This is a genomic window from Burkholderia sp. Bp9016 (assembly GCF_003857765.1).
Lineage (GTDB): Bacteria > Pseudomonadota > Gammaproteobacteria > Burkholderiales > Burkholderiaceae > Burkholderia.
In genome coordinates, this window is sequence record NZ_QTPY01000015.1 from 130,986 (window position 1) to 151,122 (window position 20,137).

18 protein-coding genes are annotated in these 20,137 nt (G+C 66.7%); 2 read left to right on the top strand and 16 right to left on the bottom strand.

Translation table 11 applies throughout. The features are described from left to right. From DIE13_RS19680 to DIE13_RS19730, 11 genes are all read right to left on the bottom strand, one after another. Positions 1 to 1,086 carry a sn-glycerol-3-phosphate import ATP-binding protein UgpC gene (locus DIE13_RS19680; RefSeq protein WP_124828684.1) on the bottom strand — a complete coding sequence of 362 codons (1,086 nt, stop codon included), beginning with the start codon at positions 1,084 to 1,086 and terminating at the stop codon, positions 1 to 3. Between the two features lie 33 nt (positions 1,087 to 1,119). Beyond that, complete coding sequence (ugpE, locus tag DIE13_RS19685) at positions 1,120 to 1,965, bottom strand: sn-glycerol-3-phosphate ABC transporter permease UgpE (RefSeq protein ID WP_057924791.1); 846 nt, start codon at positions 1,963 to 1,965, stop codon at positions 1,120 to 1,122. Continuing rightward, complete coding sequence (gene ugpA / locus DIE13_RS19690) at positions 1,962 to 2,846, bottom strand: sn-glycerol-3-phosphate ABC transporter permease UgpA (RefSeq protein WP_098552723.1); 885 nt, start codon at positions 2,844 to 2,846, stop codon at positions 1,962 to 1,964. Before ugpA ends, ugpE begins: the two co-directional genes overlap by 4 nt. 100 nt (positions 2,847 to 2,946) lie before the next feature. Next, positions 2,947 to 4,281 carry a sn-glycerol-3-phosphate ABC transporter substrate-binding protein UgpB gene (ugpB, locus tag DIE13_RS19695; RefSeq protein ID WP_124828685.1) on the bottom strand — a complete coding sequence of 445 codons (1,335 nt, stop codon included), beginning with the start codon at positions 4,279 to 4,281 and terminating at the stop codon, positions 2,947 to 2,949. Positions 4,282 to 4,371: 90 nt separating this feature from the next. Beyond that, positions 4,372 to 5,580: a deoxyguanosinetriphosphate triphosphohydrolase gene (locus tag DIE13_RS19700; RefSeq protein WP_124828686.1), complete on the bottom strand. Its 1,209-nt coding sequence runs from the start codon at positions 5,578 to 5,580 to the stop codon at positions 4,372 to 4,374. Positions 5,581 to 5,621: 41 nt separating this feature from the next. Next, the gene (aroB, locus tag DIE13_RS19705; RefSeq protein ID WP_124828687.1) at positions 5,622 to 6,701 is read right to left on the bottom strand and encodes a 3-dehydroquinate synthase; all 1,080 of its coding nucleotides are present in this window, start codon (positions 6,699 to 6,701) and stop codon (positions 5,622 to 5,624) included. Continuing rightward, on the bottom strand, positions 6,698 to 7,252 hold the full coding sequence (locus tag DIE13_RS19710; RefSeq protein ID WP_124828714.1) for a shikimate kinase: 555 nt from the start codon (positions 7,250 to 7,252) through the stop codon (positions 6,698 to 6,700). The genes aroB and DIE13_RS19710 overlap by 4 nt, the downstream gene beginning before the upstream one ends. A 40-nt stretch (positions 7,253 to 7,292) precedes the next feature. Further along, positions 7,293 to 8,939 carry a type IV pilus secretin PilQ gene (locus DIE13_RS19715; RefSeq protein ID WP_124828688.1) on the bottom strand — a complete coding sequence of 549 codons (1,647 nt, stop codon included), beginning with the start codon at positions 8,937 to 8,939 and terminating at the stop codon, positions 7,293 to 7,295. Continuing rightward, positions 8,936 to 9,808: a pilus assembly protein gene (locus DIE13_RS19720; protein ID WP_124828689.1), complete on the bottom strand. Its 873-nt coding sequence runs from the start codon at positions 9,806 to 9,808 to the stop codon at positions 8,936 to 8,938. The genes DIE13_RS19715 and DIE13_RS19720 overlap by 4 nt, the downstream gene beginning before the upstream one ends. Next, on the bottom strand, positions 9,805 to 10,425 hold the full coding sequence (locus tag DIE13_RS19725; protein ID WP_124828690.1) for a PilN domain-containing protein: 621 nt from the start codon (positions 10,423 to 10,425) through the stop codon (positions 9,805 to 9,807). The genes DIE13_RS19720 and DIE13_RS19725 overlap by 4 nt, the downstream gene beginning before the upstream one ends. Continuing rightward, positions 10,422 to 11,345 carry a competence protein ComA gene (locus DIE13_RS19730; protein WP_124828691.1) on the bottom strand — a complete coding sequence of 308 codons (924 nt, stop codon included), beginning with the start codon at positions 11,343 to 11,345 and terminating at the stop codon, positions 10,422 to 10,424. Before DIE13_RS19730 ends, DIE13_RS19725 begins: the two co-directional genes overlap by 4 nt. A gap of 226 nt (positions 11,346 to 11,571) precedes the next feature. On the opposite strand from DIE13_RS19730, the gene DIE13_RS19735 reads away from it, so the two are divergent. Beyond that, positions 11,572 to 13,959: a penicillin-binding protein 1A gene (locus DIE13_RS19735; RefSeq protein WP_124828692.1), complete on the top strand. Its 2,388-nt coding sequence runs from the start codon at positions 11,572 to 11,574 to the stop codon at positions 13,957 to 13,959. A 97-nt stretch (positions 13,960 to 14,056) separates the two neighbouring features. On the opposite strand, the gene cyaY is transcribed toward DIE13_RS19735, so the two are convergent. Further along, entirely contained in the window at positions 14,057 to 14,383 is a 327-nt protein-coding gene (gene cyaY, locus DIE13_RS19740) for an iron donor protein CyaY (RefSeq protein WP_124828693.1), read from the bottom strand. Positions 14,384 to 14,419: 36 nt separating this feature from the next. Between cyaY and lptM the strand changes: the two genes are divergently transcribed. After that, positions 14,420 to 14,701 carry an LPS translocon maturation chaperone LptM gene (gene lptM / locus DIE13_RS19745; RefSeq protein ID WP_124828694.1) on the top strand — a complete coding sequence of 94 codons (282 nt, stop codon included), beginning with the start codon at positions 14,420 to 14,422 and terminating at the stop codon, positions 14,699 to 14,701. 85 nt (positions 14,702 to 14,786) lie between these two features. On the opposite strand, the gene msrQ is transcribed toward lptM, so the two are convergent. The 4 genes from msrQ to DIE13_RS19765 all read right to left on the bottom strand — a co-directional run bounded on the left by msrQ (position 14,787) and on the right by DIE13_RS19765 (position 20,072). Beyond that, positions 14,787 to 15,485, bottom strand: a complete 699-nt coding sequence (msrQ, locus tag DIE13_RS19750; RefSeq protein ID WP_124828695.1) for a protein-methionine-sulfoxide reductase heme-binding subunit MsrQ — start codon at positions 15,483 to 15,485, stop codon at positions 14,787 to 14,789. 20 nt (positions 15,486 to 15,505) lie between these two features. Then, on the bottom strand, positions 15,506 to 16,501 hold the full coding sequence (gene msrP / locus DIE13_RS19755) for a protein-methionine-sulfoxide reductase catalytic subunit MsrP (protein ID WP_124828696.1): 996 nt from the start codon (positions 16,499 to 16,501) through the stop codon (positions 15,506 to 15,508). A gap of 159 nt (positions 16,502 to 16,660) precedes the next feature. Beyond that, positions 16,661 to 17,851 carry a c-type cytochrome biogenesis protein CcsB gene (ccsB, locus tag DIE13_RS19760; protein WP_124828697.1) on the bottom strand — a complete coding sequence of 397 codons (1,191 nt, stop codon included), beginning with the start codon at positions 17,849 to 17,851 and terminating at the stop codon, positions 16,661 to 16,663. A 4-nt stretch (positions 17,852 to 17,855) separates the two neighbouring features. Next, positions 17,856 to 20,072 (bottom strand): cytochrome c biogenesis protein ResB, encoded by a 2,217-nt coding sequence (locus DIE13_RS19765; RefSeq protein ID WP_124828698.1) that lies wholly within the window; start codon positions 20,070 to 20,072, stop codon positions 17,856 to 17,858. Positions 20,073 to 20,137 lie beyond the last annotated feature (65 nt).

Consider the following 20,137-nt stretch of genomic DNA (forward strand, 5'->3'; position numbering starts at 1 on the left):
TCAGCCGGCACGCCGGCCGGTCTCGGGATCGAAGAAGTGCAGCCGGTGCGCCGGCAGCGCGGCACCCAGCGCCGTGCCGCGCGCGGGACGATCCGCATGCGGCAGCCGCACCGCGACGTCGTGATTGCCCCAGCGGCCGTGCGCGAGATTGTCCGCGCCGAGCAGTTCGCAGGAATCGACCGGCAGCGCCGCCTGCGCGACGCCCGGCTGCGGCATCATGTGCTCGGGCCGCACGCCGAGCACCCAGTCGCGCCCGGTGGCGATCTCGGTGCCGATGCCGGGCGCGCCGGCAACCGGCAGCGCCGGGCCGCCGCCCGCGACCGTGAACGTCGCGCCATCCTCCGACAGCCGGCCGTGCATCAGGTTCATCGCCGGCGATCCGATGAAGCCCGCGACGAACACGGTCGCCGGCTTCTCGTACACGTCCACCGGCGCGCCGATCTGCTCCGCGTAGCCGCGGTTCATCACGATCACGCGCTGCGCGAGTGTCATCGCCTCGATCTGGTCGTGCGTCACGTACACGCTCGTCGTCGCGAGCCGCGCATGCAGCCGCTGGATTTCGAGACGCATCTGGACTCGCAACTTCGCGTCGAGGTTCGACAGCGGTTCGTCGAACAGGAACACCGACGGCTCGCGCACGATCGCGCGCCCCATCGCGACGCGCTGCCGCTGACCGCCCGACAGCTCGCGCGGCCGCCGCGCGAGCAGCGGCTCCAGCTCGAGGATCTTCGCGGCCGCGGCCACCCGCGCGTCGATCGTCGCGCGCTCGAGGCCCCGGATCTTCAGCCCGTAGCCCATGTTTTGCGCGACCGTCATGTGCGGATACAGCGCGTAGTTCTGGAACACCATTGCGATATCGCGATCCTTCGGCTCCAGCGCGTTGACCACGCGCCCGCCGATCTCGATCTCGCCGTCCGTCACCGTCTCGAGCCCCGCGATCATCCGCAGCAACGTCGACTTGCCGCAGCCCGACGGGCCGACCAGCACGATGAATTCACCGTCGGCGATCTCCACGTCGATGCCGTGCAGCACGTGCTGCTTGCCGTCGTAGGATTTCCTGACGCCCTTCAAGCTCAGCGCAGCCATACTTGGTCCCTTCTCCCGGTTGCCGTCCGTTGTCTATTTTTCGGAATCGACGAGGCCGCGCACGAACCAGCGCTGCATCGCCAGCACGACGACGAGCGGCGGAATCATCGCCAGCAGCGTCGCCGCCATCACGTATTGCCATTCGGTCGCGGCGTCGCCGCTCGCGATCATCGTCTTGATGCCCACCACCGCCGTCGACAGCGACGCTTCCGTCGTGATCAGGATCGGCCACAGATACTGGTTCCAGCCATAGATGAACGTGATCACGAACAGCGCCGCGATGCTCGTCTTCGACAGCGGCAGCACGACGTCCCAGAAGAAGCGCAGCGGCCCAGCGCCGTCGATGCGTGCTGCATCCATCAGTTCGTCGGGCAACGTCATGAAGAACTGGCGGAACAGGAACGTCGCGGTCGCCGATGCGATCAGCGGCAGCGTGAGCCCTGCGTAGGTATTCGTCAGGTGCAGCGTCGACACGACCTGCACCGTCGGGAAGATCCGCACCTCGACCGGCAGCATCAGCGTGATGAAGATCAGCCAGAACGCCGTGTTGCGGAACGGGAAGCGGAAGTAGACGATCGCGTACGCGGACAGGATCGACATCGCGATCTTGCCGACCGCGATACCGAGCGCCATCACGAAGCTGTTGACGAGCAACCGGCCGAACGGCGCCGTCGTGCCGCCGCTGCCGTGCCCCCAGATGTACGCGATGTTCTCCAGCAGGTGCGTGCTCGGCACCAGCGACAGCGGAATCGTGAACACTTCCTGCGCGTTCATCGTCGCCGCGCAGAACGCGACGTAGACCGGGAACACGATCAGCACGACGCCCGCGATCAGCACCGCGTGGCAGAACAGGTCGAAGCCCTTGCGATTTTCGATCATGCGTATTGCACCCTGCGTTCGACGAAGCGGAACTGGATCACCGTGAGCCCGACGACGATGATCATCAGGACGACCGACTGTGCGCCCGAACTGCCGATGTCGAGCCCCTGGAAGCCCTCCGTGAAGATCTTGTAGATCAGCGTCTTCGTACTTTGCGCGGGGCCGCCCGCGGTGGCCGCGTCGATCACCGGGAACGTGTCGAAGAACGCGTACACGAGGTTCACGACCAGCAGGAAGAAGCTCGTCGGCGACAGCAGCGGCAGCACGATGTTGAAGAAACGCCGGACCGGGCCTGCGCCGTCGATCGCCGCCGCTTCGATCAGCGAGCGCGGGATCGCCTGCAGGCCTGCGTAGAAAAAGAGGAAGTTGTAGCTCACCTGCTTCCACACCGACGCGAGCACGACAAGGAACATCGCCTGGCCGCCGTTCAGCGCGTGGTTCCACACGATGCCGCTCTTCGCGAGCGCATAAGTCACGAGGCCGATGCTCGGATTGAACAGGAACGCCCACAGCACGGCCGCGATCGTCGGCGCGACCGCGTACGGCCAGATCAGCAGCGTGCGATACACGCGCGCCCCGCGGATCACGCGATCGGCGCACGCGGCGAGCAGCAGCGACACGACGAGTCCGCTCACCGTGACGAGCGAACTGAACACCAGCGTCGTGCGGAACGAGTCGAGATACAGCGGGTCGGTGAACAGGTTCGCGAAATTCGCGAAGCCGACGAATTCACTCGACGTGCCGAACGCATCCTGCATCTGCGTCGACTGCCATAGCGCGACGCCGGCCGGCCACAGGAAGAACACGGCGGTGATCGCGAGCTGCGGCGCGATCAGCAGGTACGGCAGCAGGCTAGCGCCGAAACGGGAACGGGATTGCATCGCGGGGATCCGGTCAGGCGAAACGGAAAGGAAACCGCGCCGCCGGCCCGCCCGTGCGCATGTGCGACACGGCGGCCGGCGGCACGAACGCGATGCGCGCTCAGCTACCCGACTTCTCGAAGCGGCGCAGCAGCTCGTCGCCACGCGACGCCGCCGAATCGAGTGCGTCCTTCGGCGACTTCTTCTGCGCCCAGACCTGCTCCAGCTCTTCGTCGACCACCGTGCGGATCTGCGGCATGTTGCCCAGACGCAGCCCCTTCGTATAAGGCAGCGGCGGCTTGTTCATCATCTGCTTGATCGCGGTTTCCGCGCTCGGGTTCTTCGCGTAGAAGCCCTGCTGGCGCGTCAGCTCGTACGCGGCCGTCGTGACCGGCAGGTAGCCCGTATCCTGGTGCCACTTCGCGGCCACGGCCGGCGAGGCCAGGAACGCGAGGAATTTCGCGACACCCTTGTAGGTCGCCGGATCCTTGCCCGCCAGCACCCACAGGCTCGCGCCGCCGATGATCGCGTTCTGCGGTGCGCCCTTCACGTTCGCGTCGTACGGCATCATCCCGGTGCCGTAGCTGAACTTCGCGAACTTCTGCACGTTGGCGAGCGCGCCCGACGACGTCGTCAGAATCCCGCAATCGCCGCTGTAGAACTTCGCCGACGCTTCATCCTTGCGGCCCGCGTACGTGAACGTGCCGTCCTTCACCATCTGCTGCAGGAACGCGATGTGCGCGATCTGCTGCGGCTTGTTGAATTCGAGCACCGCGTCGGTACCGTCGAAGCCGTTGTTGCGGCTCGCAAACGGCAGCGCATGCCACGCGCTGTAGTTCTCGAGCTGGATCCAGCCCTGCCAGCCGGTGGTGAAGCCGCAGGCCATCCCGGACTTGCGCAGCTTCTCCGCGTCGGCCTTCACGTCGGCCCAAGTCTTCGGCGGCCGGTTCGGGTCGAGCCCGGCCTTCCTGAACGCGTCCTTGTTGTAGTACAGCACCGGCGTCGAGCTGTTGAACGGCATCGATACCAGATGGCCCGTCTTCGCGTCGCTGTAGTAGCTCGCGATGGTCGGCACGAACGCCTTTTCGTCGAGCGGCACGCCAGCCTGCTTGAACACGTCATAGACGGGCACGACGGCCTTCTTCGCCTGCATCATCGTCGCGGTGCCGACTTCATAGACCTGCAGGATCGCCGGCGCGTTGCCGCTGCGATATGCGGCGATGCCCGCCGCGAGCGCCTGGTCGTAAGTGCCCTTGAAGACCGGCACGATCTTGTAATCGCTCTGAGATGCGTTGAACTGCGCGGCGATCTCGTTGACGCGGTCGCCGAGCGCCGACTCCATCGCATGCCAGAACTGGATCTCCGTCACGGCGAACGCCGCGTGCTGCACACCGAACATCAGCGCGCCGCCGAGCGCGATCGAACGAACCAGGGTCCCCGCAGGCTTCTTCTTCATCGACACCTCTCCTATGAAAACGTTACCAACAGCGTGTGCAACATTCCCATCGCCATTGAACCGGCGAAGTCTAGTGATCGTTTGTGACAGTCAGTTGTCGTTGATGACGAACAGTCGCTGGTATTCCTTCAACGCGAAGCGGTCGGTCATGCCTGCGATGTAGTGCGCGACGAGGCGCGGCTGCTGCGCTGCGTCGTCCGACTGGTATGGCGGCGGCAAGAGGCGCGGATCGTCGATGAACGCGTCGAACAGCCCCGTGACGACGCGCTGCGCCTTGTTCGCCATACGCATCACCTTGTAGTGGCGGTACAGGTTCTTGAACAGAAAGCGCTTGAGCGCTGCCGCCTGCGCGGCGACCGTCGCGCTGTGTGCCACGAGCGGCGGCGCGGCGCGCACGTCGTCGAGCGACGCGGGTGCAACGCGCACGAGATTGCGCGTGGTCTCGTCGATCAGGTCGACGATCAGCGTGTTGATGATGCGGCGCACCGTCTCGTGCACGAGGCGGCGGCCTTCGAGATGCGGAAATTCGGCGAGCGCCGCTTCGTAGTGGCGTTGCCACAGCTCGACTTCGGCGAGCTGCTCGATCGTGATCAGGCCGGAGCGCAGACCGTCGTCGACGTCATGGTTGTTGTACGCGATTTCGTCCGCGATGTTCGCGAGCTGCGCTTCGAGCGACGGCTGGCGGCCCTGCAGGAAGCGCTCGCCGAGCGCGCCGAGCTTGCGCGCGTTCTCGCGCGAGCAGTGCTTGAGGATGCCTTCGCGCGTTTCGAAGCACAGGTTCAGGCCGTTGAACGCACCGTAGTGCTCCTCGAGCTCGTCGACGACGGCCAGGCTCTGCAGGTTGTGCTCGAAGCCGCCGTGCTCGCGCATGCATGCGTTCAGCGCATCCTGCCCGGCATGGCCGAACGGCGTATGGCCGAGATCGTGCGCGAGCGAAATCGCTTCGACGAGATCCTCGTTGAGCCGCAGGTTGCGTGCGATCGAACGCGCGATCTGCGCGACTTCGAGGCTGTGCGTGAGGCGGGTGCGGAAGAGGTCGCCTTCGTGATTGACGAAGACCTGCGTCTTGTATTCGAGCCGGCGGAACGCGGTCGAATGAACGATGCGGTCGCGGTCGCGCTGGAATTCGGTGCGCGCGGCCGGCGGCGTTTCCGGATGGCGGCGGCCGCGCGACTGCGACGCGTGCGCGGCATACGGAGCGAGATGGGCTTCCAGCGCCGCCAGCGTCGGTGGCTCGGCCAGCACCGCGACGGATGCGCGTCCGGTCTCGGGCAATGTGCTGCTGGATGTCTCGCTCACGTCTCCTCCATGTCAGGGGCGCCGGGGCATCCGGGCCACCGTTACCGGGTCGTCTGCGCCAGTGTAGCGAACACGGCTTCGTCGGGTGCCTGCGCGATCAGCGTATCGCCGAATCGCTTCAGCAGGATGAACTTGATCGCGCCGGCTTCGGCTTTCTTGTCGACGCGCATGAGATCCATGTAGCGCGCGTCGCCAAGCGCCGGCCCGCGAGTCGGCAGGTGCGCGGCGGCAATCACGGCATCGAGCCGCTGCCGCGACGCTTCGTCGAAGAGGCCGAGCCGCACCGACAGGTCGCCTGCCATCACCATTCCGCAGCCGACCGCTTCGCCGTGCAGCCATTCGCCGTAGCCGAGGCCGGCCTCGATCGCATGGCCGAACGTATGGCCGAAGTTCAGGATCGCGCGCAGGCCGCCTTCGCGCTCGTCGGCGGCGACCACGCTCGCCTTGATTTCGCACGAGCGCTTCACCGCATGCGCGAGCGCGGCCGGCTCGCGACGGTTCAACGCGTCGACGTTCGCCTCGATCCAGTCGAAGAATTCGGCATCGGCGATCGCGCCCGTCTTGATGACTTCGGCAACGCCCGCCGCCAGTTCGCGATCGGGCAGCGTCGTCAGCGCGCCGATATCGGCGATCACTGCCTGCGGCTGGTAGAACGCGCCGATCATGTTCTTGCCGAGCGGGTGGTTGATGCCCGTCTTGCCGCCGACCGACGAATCGACTTGCGACAACAGCGTCGTCGGTACCTGAATGAACGGCACGCCGCGCATGTAGCATGCGGCGGCAAAGCCCGTCATGTCGCCGACCACGCCGCCGCCGAGTGCGACGAGCGTCGTCTTGCGATCCGCGCGGTCGGTCAGCAGGCCGTCGAAGATCAGGTTCAGCGTGTCCCAGTTCTTGTATGCCTCGCCGTCCGGCAGCACGACCGTCGACACGCGCTTGCCGAGCGGTGCGAGCGCCGCGCGCAGCGTGTCGCCGTACAGCGGATCGACAGTCGTGTTCGTGACGATCGTGACCGACGAACCGGTGATGTGAGGGGCGAACAGCTCGGTGCGGCCGATCAGGCCGGCACCAATGTGAATCGGGTAGGCGCGCTCGCCCAGGTCGACGTTGACGGTAATCATGCTTGTAGCGGCTTGGCGATGACGCCTGCCAGTTCGAGTTGCATCAGCACCATGTTGACGAGACCGTTGACCGACGGACGGCCGGTCTCGATGACGAAGTCCGCGCATTCGCGGTACAACGGGTCGCGCACTTCGTAGAGCGCCTCGAGACGCGCCTTCGGATCTTCGGTCTGCAACAGCGGGCGGTTCTTGTCCTTGCGCGTGCGCAGCCAAAGATCGTGCGGATTGGCGCGCAGATAGATGACGATGCCGCTGCTTTTCAGGCAATCGCGATTTTCAGGCCGCAGTACCGCGCCGCCGCCCGTCGCGAGCACGATGTTCTCGCGCTGCGTGAGATCGGCGATCACCTGTGACTCGCGGTCGCGAAACCCGGCCTCGCCCTCCATCTCGAAGATCACCGGAATGCGCGCACCCGTGCGGGCCTCGATTTCGTGGTCGGAGTCGAAGAACGTCCTGTCGAGCCGGCGCGCGACCGCACGGCCCACGGTGGTCTTACCCGCTCCCATAAGGCCGACGAAAAATACGTTTGCATGTGGGTCCCGCGCTTGCAACGGCTTCCTCTGCTTGAATCTTGCTGGTGTGTGGCGCAGCTTACTGGCAAAGCGGCTGCCTTGTCGAGCCTGCTCCGCCGGCTTCAGGCCCCGATTTTTCCGCATCCGCGCCGCCTGCGCCGGCCGTCTCGCAACGCGCGCCCACGACCGTCGGCGTGATGAAGACGACCAGTTCGCTGCGCTGGTCGCGCCGTGCACGATGCCGGAAAAGCGCGCCCAGTACCGGTATTTTGCCCAAGAGCGGCACTCGCGTCACATCGTCCCGGTTCAACTGCTCGTAAATCCCGCCTATCGCAACCGTTCCGCCGTCCTCGACCTCGACGCGCGTCTGCACGTGCTTCGTATGAATGGCCGGCCCGGCCGCAGTCGGCTCGCCGATGCTGTCCTTCGTCACGTCCAGATCGAGCACGACGCGCCCGTCGGGCGTGATCTGCGGCTCGACCTCGAGCTTCAGCGTCGCGCGGCGGAACTGCACGCCGCTCACGCCGTTGCCCACCTTGGCCTGATACGGCAACTCCGAGCCCTGCTCGACGATCGCCTTTACGCGGTCGGCCGTGACCACGCGCGGCCTGGAGACGATCTGGCCCCGCCCTTGCGCCTCGAGCGCACTCAGTTCGACATCGAGCACCCGGCTGAGCGGCGCGGCGAACAGCGTGAAGCCGGCCGTCGCCGCCTCGAAGCCGCCCAGCGGCCGCGCGGCAAGGTCGGCTGCATTGCGCGCATCCGCCGCGAACGCCGCGCCGTCGGCCGCGGGCGACCGCCCCTGCGCGCGCAATGCGACGCGTACACCGAGGTTGCGCGAGAAGCCCTGTTCGCCTTCGACGATGCGCGCCTCGATCCGGACCTGCCGCGACGGCCGGTCGATCGCGTCGATCAGGCCCGCGATCTGCGCGATGCGCGGCGCGAGATCGGTGACGAACAGCAGGTTCGTGCGCGGATCGGCCGCCGCGGCGCCGCGTTTCGACAGCAGGCGCTGGCCGGTCGCACCGGCGAGCAGCCGCTGTACGTCCTGCGCACGCGGATAGTGCAATGCGAAGGTCCGGCTCGCCAGCGGCTCCAGTTCGGCCGCCCGTGCGTGCACTTCGAAGCGCTCGCGCTCCCGCGCCGCCAGCTCGGCCGCCGGCGTGACCCAGACCACGTTGCCGCGTCGGGACATCGCGAGTCCGTGCGTGTCGAGCAACGTATCGAATGCATCGCGCCAGCGGACATTGTTCAGACGTAACGTCACGGTACCGTGCACCTGCTCGCCGACGACGATGTTCAGCCCGGTAAACCGCGCAAGCGCATCGAACGCGGCCGCGAGTCCGACACCCTGCAGGTTCAGCGAGATCCGGCGCGCATCGTCGGCATCGCCGGCGTGCCGTGCCGCAGCATCGCTCATGCGCGCAGGCGGCGGCAATGGAATCGGCGGCCCCTCCAGCAACGGCGCCGGCACGACGGGTTCTGCCTGAACCGCCGCGCGCGCCGCGTCGCTGAACGGCCGCGGATCAGCCTGGGCCGAAGCGGCGCCGACCTCCCCGTCGGGCACGCTGCCTGCCGGCAGCGGCGTGTCCTCGGCCTGCGCATGCATAGATGCAAACGGCCACCCGGGCGGCGGCAGAGGCGGCAATGCCGCACGCGCCATGGTCGCCGCGGTAGCGCTCGCCCCGATCCAGAATACGATTGCCCACCACCGGCACGTCGTCATGGGCGACCTCCGTTGCCGACGACGAACCGGCGCGCGCCATCGGCCGTCGCAAGCATCACGGCACCGGCATCGACGCGCATCACACGGGACGCCCCGAGCGCTTCCCCCGGTGCGACGGCCACGAACGCGCCGTCGCCGGCGTCGAACAGCGCGAGGCCGGCCCGCACGTCGCGAATCGTACCGGCCAGACGCGGCGCTTGATCGTCAACTGCCGTGGGCTGGCCGGCGCCGCCGAACGGATCGTCGCCCGGGCCACCCGAGGCAAGAACGCGCGCCGCCTCGTCCCCGGCACCGCCCCAAGACAGCGCCGGAAACACGTCGACGGACATGTCCACCCGCAACCCCGGCGGTTTTCGCTCGATATGCAACACCGACGGCACTGCCAGCGCAGAGAAGCTCGCCAGCCCGCCGACCATGCGCAGCAGTGCCGGGTATCCGCCGTCCGCGACGATGCGCACCGTGCGCCGTCCATCCGGCGCTGCGCCGTCCGCGTGCCGCGGCTCGATCGACACGACCCGCAACCCGCTCGCGCCGGCGAGATCGGCAAGTTCCAGCATCAGTACGGGCCACGCAGGCGGACGTGCCACGCGAGCGTTCGTCCCGGCCGCCGGACCGGTATCACCCGGCTGCGCCGCGGCCGCGAGCACGCGCTGCGCATCGGCGGCGCGCATTCGCGAAGCTGCCAGCAACGCACGGCTGTGCGCCAGCCCGCTCCAGTCGGCGCTATCGGCAAAATGAACGCCACCCGCCATCACGGCCACGCATGCGAGCACGCAGCCCACGGCGTGCGCCGTGCCCGACCGCACGCGCCGCATGCGGCCAGGCCAGCCGGCGTCTCTCGACATGGATCCATGCGCGATCGCCGTCATGCACCGCCTCCCGCGGCTTTCCGTCGAGGCTCGCGGTCCTGCCAGCGCACCTGCACGGAGAACCGGAACGGCATACCTGCAGCCGAAGCCGAGCTCAGCTCGCCGATGTCGATTCGCCAGTTGCGCTCGTCGGTTGAGATCAGGGCAAGCCATCGCGCGGCCGCCCGGTAACTTACGGCGCGCGCATCGAGCACGACGCCAGACGGGGTCGTGCGCAACGCGTCGAGCCGGACGGTATCGTCCCGAACCTGCGCGAGCGTCGCGAGCAGCCTGGCAACACGCCGGAAAGGCGCTGCGAGCACGGCCGCCTGCGCATCGCGTTGCGCAAGTTCGGCGGCCGTCCCGGCGGCGCGCTTTGCGGCGTCCACCTGCGGCTGCCATTGCCGCAGCCGCGCGTCCACGCTTGCGCGCTCGGCATCCACGCGCGATCGCCACGCTGCCGCCGCCCCCGTCCACAGCACGGCCCCGAGTACGCCGAGCACGATCGCCGCCCCGCACTGCGCGGCCCGACGACGGCGCAGCCGCTGCGCCAGCCGCTCACGGTGCGGCAGCAGATTGAAACCGCCGAGCGCGGCGGGGCCGGCCACGGCCCGCCCGAATGCAGGATCGGCGATCATTCCCACACCCCGCGCAGTGCCAGCCCGACTGCCACGGCAAACGCCGGACCGCCCGACGAGCCGGCGGGTTCGGCCAGCAGACCGTCCCAGCCGGTGCAATCGAACGGCACGGCGGCCGCGCCGAGCGCATCGCCGATGTCCGCCACCGACGTCTGAAAACGGGCGATGCATCGCTCGCCGCCAGCCACGAGCACGCTGCGCACCGGCTCGAGCGCGCACTGGCGCAATGCATCGCAGAATGTCGTGCGATCTCCGCCGGACAGCGCGAGCACCGGCGCGGCAAGCTCGCCGTCGACCCGCCAGCCATGCACGCCCGTGTCGCAGAACCAGAACGCCGCATAAGGGCCATGCGCGTCGAGTTCGAACTGCGCGGCATAGCGCAACCCGCGCAACGCAGCGGCCGACTCGGCGTCGACGGCCGTCAGGTCGACGCCAGCCTGCGCGGCCACGTCGACGCGCCGCTCCAGCAACGCCTGCGGAGCGACTGCGACCGCGATCTCGCCGGCGTGCGCGCCGCCGTCCTGCCGCCAGTCGAATGCGAAGCTGTCCGGCGCCAGCCCCGAGATGCGCTCGGCCGCCTGCCGTGCGGCGTCCGCGACGTCGTCGCGCCCGGCCAGATCAAGCGTCGCGGTCCGCATCTCGTCGTCGCGCAACGCCATCACGCCGCGCGTATCGCAGCGCACACCGGCCGCCGACAGCCGCGCCACCGCCGCGGCCAACGCGCGCGACACCGCGGCCCAGCGCGCATCGTCCGGGCCGCCCGCCAACCCCACCGGCTCCCGCTCGAGTCCTTCGACGCGCACATCCGCAGCCCGGCCGAGCCGGCTCAGCACGGCCACCCTCACCTCGTCCGCCCCGACGTCGATTCCCGTCGAACGGTGTCTGCCCGGCACGTACCGCGCCACCCATCGTCCCGCCATCCCAGCCTCCCGCGATCGTTGCGGCTCATGCCGCGTTTCCGAGGCCTGATTCTGCAAAGCGGCGCGCTGCCCGGACAGTCGGCCGGACGGCCAGCCCCTGCTCGTGACGGCCGCGCAGACGCTATGCTGTCCGCACGGCGACCCGCGGCTTTCCGGCGGGAGCCCCCCGCGTCAGGGCCGGTCATACCGGGCAGCTATAATCGCGGGACTGTTTTCCGGTATGCCTATGCAATCCACGTCTCCTACGTCCCCGCCTCCCGCCCCGGAGCCGAAGAAACGGCCCTGGTGGCAGAAGGCCGTGCTCGGCCTCGTCGCAATGTGCGTGGCGCTCGTCGTGGCCGGCGGCCTCGTGCTCGGCTATGCGCTCGTCGTCGCGTGGCCGAACATGCCGTCGCTCGACGCGCTGACCGACTATCGTCCGAAGGTTCCGCTGCGCATCTATACGTCCGATCACGTGCTGATCGGCGAATTCGGCGAAGAGCGCCGCGACATCGTCCATTTCAAGGATGTGCCCGATTCGCTCAAGAAGGCGATCCTCGCAATCGAGGACGCGCGCTTCTACGATCACGGCGGCGTCGACCTCACCGGGATCGTCCGCGCCGGCGTCGTCGCGCTGACGAACGGCCACGCGTCGCAGGGCGCGAGCACGATCACGATGCAGGTCGCGCGCAACTTCTTCCTGTCGAGCGAAAAGACCTACACGCGCAAGATCTACGAGATGCTGCTCGCGTACCGGATCGAGCGTGCGCTGACGAAGGATCAGATTCTCGAGGTCTACATGAATCAGATCTATCTCGGCCAGCGCGCGTACGGCTTCGCGAGCGCCGCGCGGGTCTACTTCGGCAAGGACCTGAAGGACATCACGCTCGCGGAAGCCGCAATGCTCGCCGGACTGCCGAAGGCGCCGTCCGCGTATAACCCGGTCGTCAATCCGAAGCGTGCGAAGGTGCGCCAGGAGTACATCCTGCAGCGCATGCTCGAGCTGAACTTCATCACGCGCGAGCAGTACGACGAAGCCGTCGCGCAGCCGCTCGTCGTCAAGGGCGCGGGTCGCGAGTTCAGCGTGCACGCCGAGTACGTCGCGGAAATGGTCCGGCAGATGATGTACGCGCAGTACCGCGAGGAAACCTACACGCGCGGCTTCAACGTCGTCACGACGATCGATTCCGCCGACCAGCAGTTGGCGTACACCGCGCTGCGCAAGGGCATCATGGACTACGAGCGCCGCCACGGCTATCGCGGGCCGGAAGGCTTCATCCAGTTGCCGGCCGCCGCGGACGACCGCGAGCAGGCGATCGACGATGCGCTGCTCGAACATCCCGACAACGGCGAACTGATCGCGGCGGTCGTGACCGCGGCAACCCCGCGCCAGATCACGGTCGCCTTCATCGACGGCAGCAGCGCGACGGTCGAAGGCGACAACCTGCGCTTCGCATCGAGCGCGCTGTCAGCCAATGCGCAGCCGAATCGCCGCATCCGCCCGGGCGCGATCGTCCGTGTCATGAAGAACGACGCCGGCAAGTGGTCGATCACGCAGTTGCCGCAGGTCGAGGGCGCATTCATCTCGATCGTGCCGCAGGATGGCGCGATCCGCTCGCTCGTCGGCGGCTTCGACTACAACAAGAACAAGTTCAACCACGTCACGCAGGCGTGGCGGCAGCCGGGTTCGTCGTTCAAGCCGTTCATTTACTCGGCGTCGCTCGACAAGGGCCTCGGGCCGGCAACGATCATCAACGACGGCCCGCTGTACTTCAGCGCCGCAGAAACCGGCGGCCAGCCGTGGGAGCCGAAAAACTATGGCGGCGGCTTCGAGGGCCCGATGTCGATGCGCACCGCGCTGCAGCGCTCCCGCAACCTCGTGTCGATCCGGATCCTGAACCACATCGGCACGAAGTACGCGCAGCAGTACATCACTCGCTTCGGCTTCGATGCCGATCGCCATCCGGCCTATCTGCCGATGGCGCTCGGCGCGGGCCAGGTCACACCGCTGCAGATGGCCGGCGCGTACTCGGTGTTCGCGAACGGCGGCTACCGCATCAATCCGTACCTGATCGCGGAAGTCACCGATCCGAACGGCGCGATCGTCGTGCGCGCGCAGCCGCTCGTCGCCGAGGAGAACGCGCCGCGCGCGATCGACGCACGCAACGCGTACGTGATGAACAGCCTGCTGCAGAGCGTCGCGCAGCGCGGCACGGGGGCGCGGACCAACGTGCTGAAACGCGGCGACCTCGCAGGCAAGACCGGCACGACGAACGACTCGCACGATGCATGGTTCGCCGGCTACCAGCACACGCTCGCCGCGATCGCATGGATCGGCTACGACAATCCGCGCAGCCTCGGCGATCGCGAAACCGGCGGCGGCCTGTCGCTGCCGGTCTGGATCGACTACATGGGTGCCGCGCTCAAGGGCGTGCCGGAATTCAAGCCGACGATGCCGGACGACGTCCAGTCGCTTGGCGGCGAGTTGTACTTCACCGAGTTCACGCCGGGGCACGGCTTCGTGTCGACGGTCGGCGTGCCGCAAGCGCCGGCGGCGCAGAGCGCCGACGATTCGGTGCCGCACGTCGACGAACAGGAAAAGCAGGACATCATGAACCTGTTCCGCGGCCACTGACCCAGCGGCCCGCGCATGAAAAAAGCGCCCGCGGGGCGCTTTTTTCTTTGGTACGACGTTTCAGGCCCGGCCTGCGGGCGCCGATGGCCGTCGATCGTTACGCGCTAAACGTGATCGGCAGGCCGGCCTGCTGCGTCGCGTATTCAGAGAGCGCCGAGAAGAACTCGGTGCTGGTGCGCGTATCGCGCCATTCGCCGTCCAGGAAGCGGTAATGGAAACCGCCCGCCTTCGCGGCGATCCACACTTCCTTCATCGGCGGCTGCAGGTTGATGATGATCTTCGAGCCGTTCTCGAACGTCAGCGTCAGGACGCTGCCGTTGCGCTCGAGATCGATGTCATGGTCGCCGTCATTTGCGGCGTCGACGGTACGCTCGACGGCCGCCAGCACGGCCTCGGCGCGGGTCAGGTAATCAGTATCGGGCATGCTAAACTCTATCGGTTCAATTGTTCAGGGACGATCATGCGAGTCGTTTTCCGGATGAGCGCGATTGTAGCGGCTTTGGCGATTCTTGCCGGCTGCGGTCAAAGCGGCGCGCTCTATCTGCCCACCGTGCCCCCGTTGCCGGCAAAGCCCATCCAGCAGCAGGACACGCCGCCGTCGGATGTCACCCCGACCGATGAAAACGCGTCGTCCGACAGTATTCCCGACTCTTCGGGCACGCCGCTCACGCTGTCGCCCGAACTGTCGAACAGCGCATCGAAAACCGCTGCGCCGGCATCCGGCCCGGCCGCCACGCAATAATCCCGCGCCGCCGCTCACGCGGTTTGGCGACGCGAAGGCGATGACTTCCCGGTCATCGCCTTTCGTTTTTTTCAGGCCAGCCTCGTCATACGCGGATGCGCCGCCATCCCCACACGAGCAACCGCCAGCCGAGCAGCGCCGCGACGATCGTCGCGTAGAGCTTCGGCTGCGCGAGATCGTGCTTGCCAGCCCTCATCCACCAGAAGTGCAGCACGCCGAACAGCGCGATCGCATAGATCGCGCGATGCAGCGTCGCCCAGTGTCGGCCGAGCCGGCGCACCATCGCGCGCGGTGACGTCGCCGCGAGCGGAATCAGCAGTACGAACGCCACAAAGCCGACCGTGATGAACGGGCGCTTGCCGACGTCCTTCAGGATCGCGACGACGTCGAACCATTTGTCGAACCACAGATACGTCGTGAAATGCATCGCCGCGTAGAAAAACGCGAACAGGCCGATCATCCGGCGAAAACGCAGCAACGCGGGAACGCCCGTCACGCGGCGAAGCGGCGTGACGGCGAGCGTGACGCACAGCATGACCAGCGTCCACAGGCCGGTCGAGCGCGTGATGAATTCGATCGGGTTCGCGCCGAGCCGGTCGGTCAGCCCGAACAGCACGAGACGCGCGAGCGGATAAAGGCCGGCCGCGAATAGCAGCACCTTGGCCGGCGCGAGCCAGCGCGGCGCAGCCGTGCGCGCCGGACCCGCTGCGCCCGCCCGGGAAGTGCCTGCTGCGGCCGCGCTCGTGCCGGTTGCGCGCGCCGGCGTCAGCGTCGAAGGAGGCATGTCGTTTGTCGCCATCGCGCTCAGAAGTTCTTCTTCAGGTCCATGCCCTGATACATCGACGCGACGAGGTCTCCGTAGCCATTGAACATCAGCGTCTTGCGCTTCGGCGTGAAGAAGCCGTCCTCTCCGATCCGCCGCTCGGTCGCCTGGCTCCAGCGCGGGTGATCGACGTTCGGGTTCACGTTCGAATAAAAGCCGTATTCGTTCGGCGCATACGTGTTCCAGCTCGTCTTCGGCTGCTTGTCGACGAAGCGGATCTTCACGAGCGACTTCGCGCTCTTGAAGCCGTACTTCCAAGGCACGACGATCCGCACCGGCGCGCCGTTCTGGTTCGGCAACACCTGGCCATAGACGCCCATCGTCAGCAGCGTCAGCGGATTCATCGCCTCGTCCATCCGCAGCCCTTCCGAGTACGGCCAGTCGAGCACCGGCGTCGACAGGCCCGGCATCTGCGACGGATCGGCCAGCGTGACGAACTGCACGTATTTCGCGTTGCCGGTCGGCTGCACGCGCTTGATCAGCTCGGACAGCGGCACGCCGATCCACGGAATCACCATCGACCAGCCCTCGACGCAGCGCAGCCGGTACACGCGCTCCTCGAGCGGCGCGAGCTTCAGCAGTTCGTCGAGATCGAACACCTTCGGGTGCAGCACCTCGCCTTCGACGCTCACGCGCCACGGACGCGACCTGAGCGTGCCCGCGTTCTGCGCCGGGTCGCCCTTGTCGGTGCCGAATTCATAGAAGTTGTTGTAGGACGTGATGTCCTTGAACGGCGTCACCTTGTCGGCCGCGACGAACTTCGTGTTGGTTTTCGCCGCGAGCTTCGTCGCCCGGGCGTCGGGTGACGCATAGGCAGCGAACGCCGCACCGCTGCCGCCGAGCAGTCCCCCCGCGGCCGCCACGCCGGCGGCCTGCAGGACGCGCCGCCGGTTCTCGAATATCGTGCGCGGCGTAATGTCGCTTTGCGCGATATCGCTGCCGGTCAGCAGGGTGCGCAAAGGGTGTTTGATCCACATCGTGCGGCTCCTCGTGCATGCGCGGCGCGCATGCTTCATGAGCGTTCGACCCGACCCATCATGCGCCGTTCGACGCGTGGGCCGCCCGCCCGTTACAAAAGAAAAACCGCCGGGCACGCAGTGCACCGGCGGTCTTTTGTCGGACCAGCGTCGGAAATCTTACAGCTTGCCGTAGCTGTGCAGCCCGGACAGGAACATGTTGACGCCGAGGAACGCGAACGTCGTCACGAGCAGGCCCGTGAGCGCCCACCACGCGGCGACCGTGCCACGCAGGCCCTTCATCAGACGCATGTGCAGCCATGCCGCGTAATTGAGCCACACGATCAGCGCCCAGGTTTCCTTCGGGTCCCAGCTCCAGTAGCCGCCCCATGCTTCAGCAGCCCACAGCGCGCCGAGAATCGTCGCGATCGTGAAGAACGCGAAACCGACCGCGATCGACTTGTACATCACGTCGTCGAGCACCTCGAGCGTCGGCAGACGATCGGCGAGCACGCCACGCTCCTTCATCAGGTACGCGACCGACACCATCGCCGACAGCGCGAAGCTGCCGTAACCGATGAAGTTCGCCGGCACGTGGATCTTCATCCACCAGCTCTGCAGCGCCGGCACGAGCGGCTGGATCTGCTGCGCATCGCGCGCGACCGAGTACCACATCAGGAAGCCGACGGCGGCGCTGATGACCAGCAGCACGAACGCGCCCAGCGCACGCGTGCCGTAGTGGCCTTCGTAGTACAGATACAGCAGTGCGGTAATCAGGCTGAACAACACGAACACTTCATACAGGTTCGACACCGGGATGTGCCCGACGTCGGCACCGATAAGGTAGGACTCGTACCAGCGCACCATCAGCCCGGTAAAGCCCATCAGCACCGCGAACCACGTGAGCTTCTGACCGATCGCCGAGCCCGACTCCGAACGCGCGAGCAAGCCGATCCAGTAGAAGATCGTCGCGAGCACGAACAACGCGCTCATCCACAGGATCGCGGACTGGCTCGACAGGAAATACTTGAGGAAGAACGCCGAATCGGCACGCGTGAGGTCGCCCTGATAGATCTGGATCGACAGCAACGACAGCACGGCGATCGACGCCATCAGCAGCCGCGCGGGCTTCCAGCGCCAGCCGAGCACGACAAGCGCCGGCACGGTGCCGATCATCACCGCCTTGTCGTAGTAATTCATGTGCTCGTTGTAGTGCACGAACGCATAGCCCGCGCCCACCACGAGTGCCAGAGCGAACAGCCAGTCGACCAGCGACAGGCGGGCGAGGAACGGGCGGTCGTCGAACAACGGTGCCGAAATCGAGGCCTGGGCGGGCCCTGAACGGGAAGAGGAAACTTGAGTGAGATCCATGATGTTACCGGGTGGAATTCTCGGAATCGGAACCGTCGCCGGCGGGCGGACGGGCAGTCGCGGTCGCACCGGCGGGCGCGGCATCGCGGGGTGCGGCGCGCAAGGCGGCGCCGGCCGCGTCGCGCGTCTGCACGAATTCTTTCTCGAAATCGAAGGTCTTGCGGGCCGTCGACATCGCCATCACCACATCGACGCCGGAGCCGCCATCCTTGAGCCAGAACCAGAGGCGCCGCTCGCGCACGTAGAACATCGAGAAGATGCCGGCGACCAACAGCAGGCTGCCAAGATACACCAGATTCTTGCCCGGTGCGCGCGTCAACTGAAATACCGAAGCTTGCACCTGCTTGAATGAATCAAGCTGTAAATAGACCGGCGATCCATACAAAAAGCTGTCGGATAGCGCATTGATCGCGTTCTGCACGAAGCGTACCGTGTCGTTGCCCTGTTGCGCCGGCGGCTCGCCGGCACGCTCGCGGGCGATCTGCCAGACTTCCCACATCGAGCCCTCGAGCATGCGCAACAGCAGGCTCGCGGCCTTTTCCTGCTCGGCCTTCGGCACCGAACGGTCGATAAACGTGGCGACCGCCTGGAAGCCGCCGATCGGCTGGCCGTCGGCGCCGCGGCCGACGCTGTCGTCGCTTGCAGCAAAAAGGGTCAGCACCTTCGATGCACTGTCCTGCAGGCGGGTCCGCAGCGATGCATCGGTACCCGGCAGCGAACGCTGCGCGAAACGCGCGGCGGCTTCGGCGCGCACGGCCGGATCCTCGAGCGCGGCGCGCAGACGCATCCACTCGCCGATCGAATCCTCGCTGTCGGCCGGAATGCGCATGTAACGGAACGGATCGTTCGGGCTCGCGCGCACACCGGCGAGGAACACGCGCGCGCCGCCCATGTCGACCGGCAGCATGTAGTTGTTGAACTCGCGCGCCTGGCCGTCCTTGCCGCGAATCTTGTACTGCACCGACGGGCCAATGTTGTGGAGCTGCATCGGTTTCGACGTCTTCGCGCCCGAGCCGAGCCGATCGTCGAACACTTCCTTCAGCGTCTCCGTCTTCGCGACGCCGCGCACGTCCGGCTTGCCGCTCGCGTCGGCCATGTTCTCGACGTTGATCGCTCGGAAGTCGGAGAACTCGATCGTGTCGCCGTCGCTGCCCGACATCTGCAGCGGGGTCGAACTGCCGATCGTGCCCTTCACCGCGAACGTCTTCGCGTTATCGCCCGTCATCGGGTAGGCCGTCATCTGCATCTGCGAGCCGCCGTCCTGGAAGCTCGACTGGTAGATCGACACGCCCTTGTAGGTGAACGGCTTGTTGACCTCGACACGCGCCGGGATCTTCTTGCCCGTCTCGCGATCGATCACGACGATGTCGCTCGCGAAGAGCTTCGGCATGCCGGTCGTGTAGTAGTCGACGATGAACTTGTTGAGCTGGATCGAGAACGGCAGGTCCTGGATCAGCGACCCGTTCGGCTGGTTCAGGATCGCCGTCGACACGAACTGCCCTTCCGGCACCCAAGCGTAGCCGCGGAACGTCGGGTTCGACGCGGACAGGCGATGGTCGGCCGGGATATCGCTGATCGTCGCGCTGGTGTTGACGGGGCTCTTGCCGAACATCCACATCTGGAATTTGATCGGCAGGTTGCTGTCGAGCAGGCCGCCGATACAGATCACGATGATTGCGAGGTGCGCGGAGATATAGCCCCATTTCGTCAGCGCACCGCGCTTCGCGGAGATCAGCGTCGCGCCGTCGGTTTCGCGCACGACGTGCTTGTAACCGGCCTTGGTGACGAACGCGGCGAGCGTGGCGGCCACGGTCGCACGCGTGCCCGACGCCGTGTATTCGGCCTTGTGATGGAACGCGCGCAGGCTGCCTTCACGGACCTTGTCCTTCCAGCTCTTCGCATCGGCGAGCATCTTCGGCGCGTTGCGGATCACGCACAGCGAGATCGACGCGACGAGGAAGATCAGGATCAGCATGAACCACCACGCGCTGTACACGTTGTACAGGCCGAGCGAGCGGAAGATGTCCGCCCAGAATGGCCCGAACTGGTTCACGTAGTTCGGATACGGGTCGTCCTGGGTCAGGACCGTGCCGATGATGCTGGCAATCGACAGCACCACCAGCAGCGCAATCGCGAAGCGCATCGAGCTCAGCAGCTCGACCGCGCGCCTGGACGCACTCTGACCCGACTTCGACTGCAACCCCGACGTGGTAACGCTCATTCAAACTCCGACTGACAACAAAAAAGGGCAAGGCGGCCGCAAGCGCGGCGCCCCACCCTTTTCTT

Coding starts and splice junctions, on each gene's coding strand:
- DIE13_RS19730 (WP_124828691.1), bottom strand. CDS start 11,345: ATGGCGGGACGATGGGTGGCGCGGTACGTGCCGGGCAGACACCGTTCG.
- DIE13_RS19715 (WP_124828688.1), bottom strand. CDS start 8,939: ATGACGACGTGCCGGTGGTGGGCAATCGTATTCTGGATCGGGGCGAGC.
- DIE13_RS19765 (WP_124828698.1), bottom strand. CDS start 20,072: ATGAGCGTTACCACGTCGGGGTTGCAGTCGAAGTCGGGTCAGAGTGCG.
- ugpE (WP_057924791.1), bottom strand. CDS start 1,965: ATGATCGAAAATCGCAAGGGCTTCGACCTGTTCTGCCACGCGGTGCTG.
- lptM (WP_124828694.1), top strand. CDS start 14,420: ATGCGAGTCGTTTTCCGGATGAGCGCGATTGTAGCGGCTTTGGCGATT.
- DIE13_RS19735 (WP_124828692.1), top strand. CDS start 11,572: ATGCAATCCACGTCTCCTACGTCCCCGCCTCCCGCCCCGGAGCCGAAG.
- ugpA (WP_098552723.1), bottom strand. CDS start 2,846: ATGCAATCCCGTTCCCGTTTCGGCGCTAGCCTGCTGCCGTACCTGCTG.
- cyaY (WP_124828693.1), bottom strand. CDS start 14,383: ATGCCCGATACTGATTACCTGACCCGCGCCGAGGCCGTGCTGGCGGCC.
- DIE13_RS19720 (WP_124828689.1), bottom strand. CDS start 9,808: ATGACGGCGATCGCGCATGGATCCATGTCGAGAGACGCCGGCTGGCCT.
- aroB (WP_124828687.1), bottom strand. CDS start 6,701: ATGATTACCGTCAACGTCGACCTGGGCGAGCGCGCCTACCCGATTCAC.
- DIE13_RS19680 (WP_124828684.1), bottom strand. CDS start 1,086: ATGGCTGCGCTGAGCTTGAAGGGCGTCAGGAAATCCTACGACGGCAAG.
- msrQ (WP_124828695.1), bottom strand. CDS start 15,485: ATGCCTCCTTCGACGCTGACGCCGGCGCGCGCAACCGGCACGAGCGCG.
- ugpB (WP_124828685.1), bottom strand. CDS start 4,281: ATGAAGAAGAAGCCTGCGGGGACCCTGGTTCGTTCGATCGCGCTCGGC.
- msrP (WP_124828696.1), bottom strand. CDS start 16,501: ATGTGGATCAAACACCCTTTGCGCACCCTGCTGACCGGCAGCGATATC.
- DIE13_RS19725 (WP_124828690.1), bottom strand. CDS start 10,425: ATGATCGCCGATCCTGCATTCGGGCGGGCCGTGGCCGGCCCCGCCGCG.
- ccsB (WP_124828697.1), bottom strand. CDS start 17,851: ATGGATCTCACTCAAGTTTCCTCTTCCCGTTCAGGGCCCGCCCAGGCC.